The sequence below is a fragment of the Pseudomonas sp. GW822-FHT06B12 genome (genome assembly GCF_058799675.1).
This window is the reverse complement of the sequence record NZ_JBXALR010000001.1, coordinates 309506-321394: the sequence shown is the minus strand read 5'-3', so window position 1 is coordinate 321394 and position 11889 is coordinate 309506. Positions and strand designations below refer to the sequence as shown.

Here is an 11889-nt window from a genome sequence, read left to right as displayed (position 1 = left end):
CAGTTTAGGCGCTTGCGCCATTTACTGTTTTTTGTAGAGGCGGATGAGAGTGAACATGATATGTCGGAATTACGCGTATTAACGAGCAGCCACCGGACAAAATGGAGCCTTGCTGCATACCGGCATATTGTAAGAGCGCGGGTCATGCGAAAGCCGGCGGAAACCCCGCAAAGTGCAGCGGTGAAAACCTGGAATATTGCGCCTGGCGAAACATCAATTTCTCCACCAGCTTTTTTCCTGCCCAATCAACTCGAACGTGTGACAGGATGGGAGGAAGAACGCTTTTTTCCTTACGAACACCCCCGTCGTACAATGGAAGGAATAGGCAGCGTTGATCATGGTCCAACACGGGGCCACCTGCTTAAAGATGTCTGGCTGATAGATGGAACACTCTACAAGGGCAACGCAAAATCCTGCTTATCTCCTAGATCTGGTTGGCTTCCAAAAATCTCCGTGGAAACCGAGATGGAGCGTGGGGCGATTTACTGTACAGCAGGTGGAAACCAATGGTTTGGCTCCTGGCTGATGGAAGACTGTGCAACTTACCCATTAGCCTGCGACGAAGGAGTTCCGGTGACGACCGCGCCATCCACCAGGTTTCCTCTATTTCCCCAGGCCCCCGAATATGAGGACTGGCTTGGCATAACACCGATTCGTTTGCGCAATGCGTTTTTTCGTGAACTCGTGATATTCGATGACCTAAGTCAAAATCGAAATAGGCATTTACGCTTTCGCGCGATGGGTGAAAAATTACTGTCACACGTAAGGTACAGCTCTCACCCCGGAGTTTTCATTCTGCGAGGCGGCAACGGTGAATTGCGACTGTTACACAATGAAATGGAACTCGCTGAACGTCTGCATAACCGCAGAGGTTTTCGCATTCTCGACCCTTCGAAAACCGATGTTCCGACCATCGTAGCGACCTGCGCTGGAGCACAAACCGTGGTGGGGGTCGAGGGGAGTCATCTCGTACATGGTGTCAATGTACTTCAGCCTGGTGGCTCACTGCTGGCTCTGCAGCCCCCGAATCGTTTCATCTGTTATTACAAGTATCTAACGGATCGCGATCACCAGAATTTTGGCTTTGTGGTGGGAACGCCAGAGGGCGATGGCTTTACAATCGACCCCGATGAGGTTGAGCGCACTCTAGACCTATTCCCTTCATGAAGACTTGATCTGAACCACGCTCCTCGTGCCAAGGTCGAGCCCCCACTCCGAGTGATCAAACGCCAATTTGGGTATCAGCAACGCGCCTTGGGTCAAATTTCAATCGACAGGGAGGGTCAGTTTTCCGTAAGCGCTCCATGCATCCGCCCGCGACCGCCCCGTATCACGTTGAGCGGAAAGGCCAAAGGCGGTGCGGGGCGTGTGTTGCATTTGGTCTTTGAGACCGCCCTGTTGCGGGCGATGCTCAAGCCTGAAGCTATTTCATGCAGATAGAATCCGCTTGATTGATGACTGACGTGTTTTCTGTGACGTTATTTTGACGAAATCACACTGCTTTTCTATTTATATTTATCGTGATGACGCACTATTGGCGCGGCAGCGATGTGCCTACTATGCTCAATTTAACTTGATAAAGATTCCTTCGTCCGACAAAAGAATACTCCTCTGCTCAGGGAGGCGATGTTATGCACCCGACACTTTTTATTAATTCCGTTTTGTTATTAATGCTCCTGAGTGGTGCGACTTTTTCTAGTGCTCAGGCGGCCAGTTTGGCCTATGAATCTAGTTGCATGAGCAACTCTGGCGAGGATTTAGGGCCTCAACCAAGCATGCTGATCGAAGAGCGCGCGGGTGGCAACGCCATTGGCTTTCACACCGACTTCTCCGGTGATTCTCACACGCAGAGCATTGCTCCCAAGGGAGTGCTTAACAATGGGGTCAACGCTCTCGGCGAGTGGGTCAGCTTCCTTGGGCCGTGCGCCAATGCTTCTTCATTTAACAGTTTGATTGCGGCGCTTGCCAATGGCCAGTTCAGGGTTGGTCGGCACGTCCAGGGTATAGGTCTGGCTGGGACCGCTAATTCTTATATCAATCAACGGAGTGCGGTACCACTTCCTGCGGCAGCATGGTTATTTTCTTCCGCGTTGTTTGGATTTATCGTGTTTGCCAATCGACGGAAAGTGTAGGTAGTGCTTTCGTACAATGCCTCCCCATGGTCGGATCGCTGTAACCGAACCAGTTCTGCAACAGATGCACGCGCAGCATCGCCATCAACGCAGAGGCCGGACGAACCGCCCTCACCCTTCGGACAATGTATTTCAGGGTTTCCTTAATGTAGGCGCATCTCTGCAGATCAGCGTGCGCAACAAGAACATTGGATTACCAAGCACATAGCGACCGAATAACCGCTTTGGCTCAATCATCAGCCTGAATACCCACTCACAACCGAGACGACGCACCCATTGCGGAGCCCGAACAACCTTGCCACCGAGAAAATCCAGGATCGCTCCGCCGCACACTATCAGGCATGGCACGCCGCTGGCAGCTAGCCTGGCAGCAACGGCTTCTTGCCTGGGCATGCCCATGCCCAGCACAATCAATTCTGGCTGCAGTTGCTGGGCAAGGTTGATGTAGGCATCCACCTCAGCAAAACCATGGTGAGCAGAAACTACATTGATCGCAAATACCGCTTCGCTACGCTGCACCGCATTCGCTAGAAAGGGCTCTGTAGTGCCCCAAAAAGCCACGCGCCGGCCCTTGAACGCGGCCAGTAATTTGGGGATAAAATCCGTGCCATTCATATTTAGCCCTGGCACCAAGCCGAGCCGGCGAAACAGGATAGCCATGCCGGAGCCATCCCGTAGTAACACGTCAGCAGCGGACAGCGCCTTATAGTAATCGGTGTTGCCTGCCACCGAATTCATGGCAAAGGCATTGACGAATCCAAGTACTGTCGCCGCCTCAGGCTTGGATAAAGCATCAATCAATCCTTGCTCATCAACGAGATCACTGACCACCCTGAGTTTCTGGATAATCGTTTGCCAGTTGTGCTGCCAAGCAAAAGCGCGCATTAATTGTCATCTCGCTTCGAACGCACCCACTCAACTTGGCGCTTAAGTAAAAAGCCTAGATACAGGGGTATTTTTTTCACCGCGTAGAACGGCGCATACAACAAGGCTGAAAAAGATATAATCTCGCGACCAAATTGGCTCCATGCCAGCAAGACAGTCACATTCAATAGTGCCACCCCGGCAGAAGCGATTAATGCTGGAGCCAAAGCTCCACACAGCATAAACACCAACCATGACAGACTAAAAACAGCCCCCAACACTAACGTCAATAAGGCCAACGGAGGGACCATTAAATCCAGCGTCATAGCCAGGAGGTTCCAGTTACGCCGGCTGATCGACTCTACAATCAACTTTGGCGCATCACCAAGGATTACCCCGAGATGACCATGCTCCCAGCGCGTACGCTGGGTACTTAAGCCTTCATCACTGCGCGGAAAATAACTGGTCACCAGGGCATCGGGGCAAAACAAAGGCGGCTTGCCGTTGCGGCAGAAATCGAAGCCCATCTTCAAATCTTCGACGATGTGGCCACTGGCTAAATCGATCAAAGCCAGATCTCGCCAGACGAAAGCCATTCCCGTACCCATTAACTGACAGGGCAAACCAAGCCAAGCCCAACCTTGCGGCCGCACCAGATTCTTCACACGCCAGGCAAACTCGGCAAACCGTACTTTTAGCCCGGAACCTGCTGGAGCACGCATTAAATAAAGTGCCTGCGTTGGCCGCCCTGAGTCGATGCAACACATTGCCAAACGCTCAATAGAGCCCTCACCCACCTGGCAATCGGCATCGACAACGATCATGACGTCCGGCGCAACGCTCGCTAAATGACGCACCCCAAAGTCCAGCGCATAACCCTTGCCACACTGCTGATCATTGCTGCGCTCCACCACCTCGGCTCCCGCCGTGCGGGCCAGCGCGGCCGTGTCGTCAGAACAGTTGTCCGCCACCACCAATAAGCGATCGCCCTCTAGCAACTGCGGCCGAATGGTATTTAACGTCGCGACGATCATCGAGGATTCGTTGTGTGCCGGTACCAACACCGCCACCCGCAGCCGCGATCTTTGCGCCGACGAGAGCAACCGCACAGGCAGGCAGGCCAGCAGCACCTGCACAAACAGCACCAACACCGGCAGGACCATGAGCACCAGCAGTGTGTTGAACAGCCAATCAAGTAGGGTGATCATGCTTGCGCCCTAAACAAATTAGCCAACTTGGCCGCTTCGGTATCGATATCGTGTCGCTCCAGCACTCTCTGATAAGCCGCCTCGCCCATCCGCTGCAACACCTCGACGGGTTGCGCTAGGCAGTCCGCCAGCACCGCCACCAACTCATCCACAGCTCCAGCGGGAAACAACCAACCGTTCTCACCCTGGCGCACTAACTCGGGAATGCCCGCCACATAGGTCGTCAGTACTGGCCGGCGCAAGGCCATGGCCTCCATAATTACCACCGGCAAGCCCTCGGCGAAGCTCGGCAACACCAAGGCCCGCGCCGCAAGAATTTCCGCCCGCACCTGCTCACTGCTAATCCAGCCAGTGATTCGCACCTGCGCTTGCAAGCCATGCAGTGCAATCAGGGCTTCGATTTCCGCACGTATTTCCCCATCGCCGGCCAGTACTATCTCGAACACCACGGCTTGCGCTGCCAGGATACGGGCGGCCTCAAGCAACAACAGTTGGCCCTTCTGCTCACACAAGCGACCCACGCAGACCAACCGCGGTACGGACGGCACGGCAACTGCCGGTACATCGTGAAACGCCCGCTCCAGACCACAATGCACCACCTTTACCCTTGCCCAGTGCGCATGAGCTACCCAGCGAAACAGCTGGCTGCGCCCATAAGAGCTGATAGCCGCGACAAAAGCCGCGCGCCGGACTTTCTCGCCCAAATGAATAAACTGCGGTTTGTCGAACTCTTCCGGGCCGTGCACCGTAAAACTGTACGCTGGCCCGCCGAGTGCATTGGCCAGCATCACCACCTCGGTTGAGTTAGTGCCGAAATGCGCATGCACATGCTCGGCGCCGAACGCCTGCAACCAAAACAGCAGGCGGCATGCCTCGGACAAATAGACCAAATGGTACGGCCAGGGCCGATCGGCATGCCGGCCCATACGTAGCGCCAGCCACAACGCCGAAAAAAAGCGTCGCGGCTGGGCGCGCAGTACCTGCAGCACAGGCACTAACAGCTCTTTGACTCCGCCCTGCAGCACATAGAAAGTTTTACTGCGCTCGGACACGTCGTCGGCATCCACCAACTCGGCATCCCAACCACGCAGAGCAATGCGCTGCACCACAAAGCCCTGGCGCTCTAACGCCAAAATCTCGCGACGAATGAAGCTATGGCTGACTTTGGGGTACTGATTGATCAAATAAGCGATACGCATAGGAACCAGCTTAGATGTCGTTGCAGTGAATTATTACTACAGGTACTTTTACAGTAGTACAATTATCAAGAACGTCAACAAGCACCACGGCATTTGTTCCGACCCTTGCATTTTCTCCGAGCAATACCCCACCTGGAACTTTCGTTCCGGCACCTTATATACACGTCGAAACCAATAGTTGAAACAGTGCCGCCCGCCCACTGACCAAGCGTGACTACTGCCGTTTCATGCCGCCAGGCCCGACAGTCAAATATCGACCTAATTAGCGCTTGCGTTAGTTGCACAGCTGCCTATTAACACACTGTCTATCCTTGTAAAAATATCATCTAGAAGCTCATAACGCCTGCGGTACATGGCACGTTTTTTTGAAGGAATACAATCAAGCGCTTTTTTGGACAACACCATGGGGATTTCAAAAAAGTCTTCGCGCTCGGACGGAATCGCTCCATGCTCCAACCATATGACATCATAATTAGCCGCCAGGTCTTGAGCTTTTTCAGCCCCAAAATACGGATGACGATGATGACGATATCCATCCCCTATCGCATAAATTTTTTCAACACCAACACTTCTTGCAATATACTTAATGGCTTCGATCAGAAGACTTCTTGGGCGAAGTCCTTCAAAATCTTTTGTCAGTGCTCTATAAATTTCCAGAGACCTATCACTCTCTACGCCTTTGTGTATCCCTTGAACGGCACCGATAAAAATACACAACTCAACTTCCGTGCGACACAAGGTGAACGCTATTGATGCAATACGCAAATCACCCTGAAACAAATTCAGCACCAGCTCCCCTTCACGCATAAACCATACCGGACGATCTAGAACCAAGGAACAACCCACAGAGCACTCCGACAAGTCACTCAACATCAAGCTGTCATTTCGTCCCAGCAGTAATAGCTGCGGACAGCTTTTTGTGACGACTTCGTAATGCGAGGCCAACACACCAAGTCTATCCTGAGATCTCCAGCATCTACTGATGTACGGCCAATGAACAACACCCACACAATCATCTCCCAACTTCTCAAAACCGGTCTTGCCCAGGGCATTCGACATACGCCACAAAAACAACTTTAGCTCGGACCAGTTTTTTCCAACTAAAATCAGTAATACAAGCTTATTTTTCAATGCCCTAAAGGAATACCCTGCATGTAAAGAAAACACGCTTTTTAGTATCAGCCAATCATTCATAGCCGTCTCACTTGTATTCGATCAACGCCGTCTTGCCGGCGCCAAATCTGTGCAACAGAAACTTGACTTGCCCGAGCATCTCGGGAAATTTGCTCAGCACCAGAAAGAAGGCCTGCAGCCAGTTTTCGCGCGCTGATCTATCGCCCCGGCGAGCCAAGCGCACCACCTGCAGTGGATAGACCAGCAGCAGAAGCAGCCCAAACCATCCCAGCATCAAACTCGCGATCATAGTCGCCAGCGGGACACCCAAGCCCCAGAGCCAGGCCCGGCGCGACTCACGCTGCCAATGTTGCTCCGGTGCGGCCCCATGCAAAAATGCGCCCTCGGCAAAGGCATAGCCACCACGCAGGGTACGCCGCCACCATTGGCCGAAACGGGTCATGGCCGCATCGTGCAAGGTCATTTCGTCAGCCAGGCGCCAGACCTTCCATCCATTCGCACGCAGACGCACACACAACTCAGGCTCTTCACCGGCAATAAGATCCGCTCGAAAACCAGACACTGCGGCGAAGGCGTCAGCCCGTATCAGCGCATCGCCACCACAAGCCTTGGCCTCACCTATCGGGGTATCCCATTCAAGATCACACAATAAGTTGTAAATCGAACGCTGTGGAAAACGTTCACGGCGCCGTCCACAGACCACCGCAACCTCAGGCTGTGCATCAAGAAAGGCCTGCCCCCGGGGCAGCCAGCCACCGACAACCTCGCAATCACCATCGACAAACTGCACATAACGCATCGCCGGCAATAAACGTTGCACGCAGGCAAATCCTTCATTGCGCGCGCGCGCAGCCGTAAAGGGAATCGACATATCCAACTCAACCACCTCGACCCCAAGCCGCCGTGCCATCTGGACTGAACCATCCGTTGATCCAGAGTCGACATAAATAACCTTCTGCGCCGCACCGCCCAGCGAAGCCAGGCAACGCTCAAGCCGTAGGCCTTCATTGCGACCGATAACAACGACACCGATACCAGTAGCCATTGAGTTCACCCAGCGATGTAAAACTGCTCGATATCGTCCACCGGAGGGTTCATAAGCATTCCCTTGCTTCTGCGCGCTGCCTTTTCTTGATAGTCGCAGGCACGCCCACTGCCACCGAGTCGTCCGGTACATCTGTCAGCACCACGGCATTGGCACCAATCACGACGTTGTTACCAATGCGGATATTGCCCAGCACCTTGGCCCCGGCACCGATATCAACGTTGTTACCCATCACCGGGGCAATCGGCTCATCCACATTCTTGAGCCCCACGACCACGCCATTGCGGATGCGGCAATCATCGCCGAACTGAGCATAACCACTGATCACGATTCCGCCGAAATGATCGATGACGAAGTTGCGCCCGATCACCACCTCACACGGCAGCTCGACACCCGTCACGATCTGCACCAATTTGAAGAGCACTTTGTATATAAAGGAGAACAACTTTCGCAAGAATGCTGGGCGCACTCCGTAGCGCCAGCGCCCAAAGCGATAAACCAGCATCACCCAGAACCCCTGAGCAGCCCAATCACCAGCGTATGCACGCAAGTCCGCACGTATATTTTCGAACATAAGTTGACCTACCGTGTTGGTCGGCTAGCAAATTGGGTATCGCGCAGCAACGCCCAAGTATCACGAGCATGCTGCCAACACGCCCCTATGGCGGCCCGGCCGCGGCCTTTCAATAGAGCCTTGAGCGCCAGAATCAGATCCCCCAGGCTCACCAGCAACATATGTGAGGCCAAACCCAGTAGACCGTGGTGCTTGCGAAAGTACAAAAGCTCGCTTTCGATTTGTAACCTGGGTATCTGTCGACTGACCACATTGAGTTTGACAACCGATTTGGCACTTTCACCGCCGATATGCACCACCGAGGTATGCGGGTAATAAACCACCTTCCAACCGGCCTGTTTAACGCGTTTGCAGTGATCGACCTCCTCGTAGTAAAGAAAGTAGCGCGGGTCGAACAAGCCAACCTGATCGATGACTTCACGGCGGATCAAGTAATAGCAGCCGGGCACCCAGTCGCACTCACGGACCGAGGCATGATCCCAGTCCATGTCGTCGACCCTCTTCACCACAGGGAAAAAGCGTTCAAGCCCTGTACGCGAGAGGAAGACATTCAACGGCGTCGGGAAATAGCGACAGGAGGGTTGCAAATCACCCTCTCGCCCAACCAACCGAACGCCGAGGACTCCGCAATCAGGGTGAGCCTCCATGTAATCAAGGGTCTTGCTCAGGGTATCAGCAGCAACAAAGGCATCGGTATTGAGGAGCAACGCGTACTTGCCCTGCAGGTGCTCAACCAATTGATTGTTGGCACGACCAAAGCCAACATTATTTTCATTGGCCAGCAGCAATGCCTCTGGACAAATAGTTGCCAGGCACTCCAGTGAATTATCGGCAGAGGCATTGTCCACCACTAAATAGCGCGTTCGATCCGCACTATTTGACTCGCGCAACGCATTAAACATGGGCTGCAGCAGCGTCGCTGTATTGTAGTTAACCACTAACACATCAAGAGGGGCACTACTCATTAGATTGCCTCCCCAAAAAAGTGCTGAACTCTCATCGTCGGATTACAAAACCATTTATAAATCGACATCATTCAAGCTCCGTTTAAATCAACCGCTCCTCAGGAAAACTCCTCACACACGCGTTATTAAGTGCCGCTTCAAATAATTTTGCAGAGTGCTCCCAAGAACTTGAAGCCACCGTTTGACATGCCATTTCTGAAACCGCACGCCACCCCTGCTCGTCTAAAGTCAATAGCCATTCAACACCACGAGCCAAGGCAACCGTATCATCAATATCGGCCAGTACGCCGTTTTTGAAACAAGATATTGCCTCTAACGGCCAGCCAGTACGCGTTGAAACTACCGGCGTCCTACATGCCATCGCTTCCATCGCCGTCAGATTAAAGCCTTCTTCACTCCGGCTTGCTGCGAGCCAGACATCACATTGTGCATACAAATCACGAATACGATGTTGATCGGGAGAACGATAAAACTCAAGACTCTCTGGAAGCTTAAAAAGACCACTAGGAGGAGCACTTCCAAAGGCTATAACTCGAAGTGTTGAAAATTTTTTCTCGAGCAAAGCAACTACCTGAAGCGCAACATCAACCCCCTTAAATGGCGCTTCATGATACAAAAACCCGATGGTTGGGCAACGCTGTTTTTCCCTCGGCGCGGAAAAAAATTGCTGATGATCGACACTATTCCCGACCAAGCTAACATCAGAGTCGCCATACTCCATGCTCATGACATCAGCCAACCACTTCGAAATGGTTATCTTATGCAAAGGCATCTTATATGTCGCCACAACCCTATCCACCGGGCAATAAGGAAACACCTCATGCCCCTGCACAAAATACACTTTCACACCCTTGGCCTGACCTAGAGAATTCACCCACTCAGCCGTTTCCCACCACGTTGCAATTACAACATCTGCATCTGGAACATCCGAATCCACAATAGGCCGGTATTTTTCTATCACCCGGTGATCAAGACCAAGACCGTCTAAATGAGATGGACTTCTTTCGCTTATCGGCCACCCCTCACCCGTGATGAAACGCTTCATCTTCTTATCCAGCGGAACAGGAGGTGCAGGCGGGGAAACGAGCGTTACATCATGCCCCATTTCAAACAATGCCTTAGCGTAAATTGCAACGACGCGAATTCCACCCGACATGTTCACCACCGGCAACACAAAAGTCACTTTCATTAGATCACCTCCAAAACCGCTGAAAGCCTATTCAAACTCAATGCACTTCCAGCCAAGCAATTTTCCATCAATCAACACATCGTGACGGTCTGTCACCGCATTGGAATCAGCAAGAGACATGGATCGAATCAAAGCCATTTAGCAACGCCCAACACTAACTCTCCACACAAAGCCCCCACTGCCAGCATTGGCAGCACCACCAGTTCACGCTTGAGATCGAACAGCCCCACCTGACAATTGACATAAACAATCAGGATAAGCGTAGGGAACGTATGCAGGGCAACGCCCCAAATCGCATACTTTACCCCGCCAATCGCCAGCAGCAGCGGCAGTAGCACCCATAACGAGACAATGCGAATAATGTTATCCATGGCTTGGTACTTTGTGAGTCCCAAGGCAAGCCAAACTTGATGCGCCACCGTGTAGCGCAATGTGAAAAAAGAAAGTGAAAGAATGGCCATCATGGTGCCGGCAGCGGCATAACGCTCATCGTATAACCCACCAACGATGAGCGGACTGACGGTCAAGAACAGTCCACAGACAAACAGCAAAGCAAGATCGAAAATCAATCTGAAGCGGTAATACAAAACGCGGAGCCGCGCGGTGTCATTACTTCTTGAGGCTTCACTGAAGGCCGGCAGGGCCACGGCCCCGACCAACCTAAGCACTGCGGTTTGAAGAGTGCCCAAAATCAGCACCGCAATGGAGTAGACGCCCAGTTCAGTGGCCGACATGCTGCCGCCGAACCAGATCCGATCACCATACATGGCCAATACTCCCACTGCCGAAGACAACAGTATCCAACGGCCGAAGACGACTAACTCTTCAAGCGCAGAGCGGTCCCACTGTAGACGGTTAGGCGGGCCCTGAAACCATAGATGACCAATAACAGTGCCGACCATGGCCGAGACCAGACCTGCAATCACCAGCGACCAGACAGACCTGGTGAAGTAACCGATGCCCAGCATCACCAGCAGGCCCGCAAGCTGGGACGCAAAGTCGAGGAGCACCACTTTCTTTTGCTGGAAATCGCGAACGGCCAAGTCGAGTTTCGTCGACTGGAACCCAAAGATGATCGCGGTAAAACCGGTAAAGGCCAACACCAGCGGCAACTCCGGTGCGGCATAGGTGGAATTGGCCGACCACAGATTGATGACTTGCGCAAACCAGGTGAAGCCCGCGATTAGAAGTGTCGAAGCAAAAAGGACAACGCCACGCAGGATCTGCACTGTCCAGGCGGTATTGAGAAACACTGGATCGTCGCCACGCGGGCTCTGGATAATGTTCTGGCGCAAACCGACATCGGAAAGCAAGTGCAGAACCACCGAAACGGTGGTGGCGATGATCATTACGCCGAACATTTCCGGCATCAGCAGACGGGCCATTACCAGGTTGCCGCCCAAGCGAATTGCTTGAGAGGCAACAAGCGCACCCAGATTCCATGCCCCAGCAGATATCGCTCGCCTGCGAAGGCTCACCGATGGCGATAAATCAATTGGAGGCATGACATCAACCCCGAACTCAAATGGTACGCACGTTACTATAGCTACAATTGGTCATCTCACTAGCCGTTGCTCAC

General features: G+C 52.9%; 11 protein-coding genes and 1 pseudogene. 2 read left to right on the top strand and 10 right to left on the bottom strand.

The annotated features are described in order from the left end of the window. Positions 1–60 precede the first annotated feature (60 nt). Positions 61–1167 (top strand): glycosyltransferase 61 family protein, encoded by a 1107-nt coding sequence (locus tag AC1RKH_RS01565; protein ID WP_493061362.1) that lies wholly within the window; start codon positions 61–63, stop codon positions 1165–1167. A 464-nt stretch (positions 1168–1631) separates the two neighbouring features. Continuing rightward, complete coding sequence (locus tag AC1RKH_RS01560; protein WP_493060818.1) at positions 1632–2132, top strand: hypothetical protein; 501 nt, start codon at positions 1632–1634, stop codon at positions 2130–2132. Between the two features lie 2 nt (positions 2133–2134). Here the strand turns inward: AC1RKH_RS01560 and AC1RKH_RS01555 are convergent. The 10 genes and pseudogenes from AC1RKH_RS01555 to AC1RKH_RS01510 form a co-directional block, all read right to left on the bottom strand. Then, a pseudogene (locus tag AC1RKH_RS01555) lies at positions 2135–2266 on the bottom strand (transposase); the annotation flags it as partial. After that, complete coding sequence (locus AC1RKH_RS01550; protein WP_493060817.1) at positions 2265–3017, bottom strand: WecB/TagA/CpsF family glycosyltransferase; 753 nt, start codon at positions 3015–3017, stop codon at positions 2265–2267. The pseudogene AC1RKH_RS01555 and the gene AC1RKH_RS01550, both read right to left, overlap by 2 nt. Then, positions 3017–4204, bottom strand: a complete 1188-nt coding sequence (locus AC1RKH_RS01545) for a glycosyltransferase family 2 protein (protein ID WP_493060816.1) — start codon at positions 4202–4204, stop codon at positions 3017–3019. The genes AC1RKH_RS01550 and AC1RKH_RS01545 overlap by 1 nt, the downstream gene beginning before the upstream one ends. Beyond that, positions 4201–5403: a glycosyltransferase family 4 protein gene (locus AC1RKH_RS01540; protein ID WP_493060815.1), complete on the bottom strand. Its 1203-nt coding sequence runs from the start codon at positions 5401–5403 to the stop codon at positions 4201–4203. Before AC1RKH_RS01540 ends, AC1RKH_RS01545 begins: the two co-directional genes overlap by 4 nt. Before the next feature lie 258 nt (positions 5404–5661). Beyond that, on the bottom strand, positions 5662–6597 hold the full coding sequence (locus AC1RKH_RS01535) for a DUF535 family protein (protein WP_493060814.1): 936 nt from the start codon (positions 6595–6597) through the stop codon (positions 5662–5664). 7 nt (positions 6598–6604) lie between these two features. Beyond that, positions 6605–7582: a glycosyltransferase family 2 protein gene (locus AC1RKH_RS01530; RefSeq protein WP_493061361.1), complete on the bottom strand. Its 978-nt coding sequence runs from the start codon at positions 7580–7582 to the stop codon at positions 6605–6607. A 49-nt stretch (positions 7583–7631) separates the two neighbouring features. Beyond that, positions 7632–8156 (bottom strand): serine O-acetyltransferase, encoded by a 525-nt coding sequence (locus AC1RKH_RS01525; RefSeq protein WP_123425439.1) that lies wholly within the window; start codon positions 8154–8156, stop codon positions 7632–7634. Between the two features lie 8 nt (positions 8157–8164). Beyond that, positions 8165–9121 (bottom strand): glycosyltransferase family 2 protein, encoded by a 957-nt coding sequence (locus AC1RKH_RS01520; protein ID WP_493060813.1) that lies wholly within the window; start codon positions 9119–9121, stop codon positions 8165–8167. Between the two features lie 82 nt (positions 9122–9203). Next, positions 9204–10310, bottom strand: coding sequence for a glycosyltransferase family 4 protein (locus tag AC1RKH_RS01515; RefSeq protein ID WP_493060812.1), 1107 nt, complete (start codon positions 10308–10310; stop codon positions 9204–9206). Positions 10311–10438: 128 nt separating this feature from the next. Further along, the gene (locus AC1RKH_RS01510; RefSeq protein WP_493060811.1) at positions 10439–11815 is read right to left on the bottom strand and encodes an oligosaccharide flippase family protein; all 1377 of its coding nucleotides are present in this window, start codon (positions 11813–11815) and stop codon (positions 10439–10441) included. Between the last annotated feature and the right edge of the window lie 74 nt (positions 11816–11889).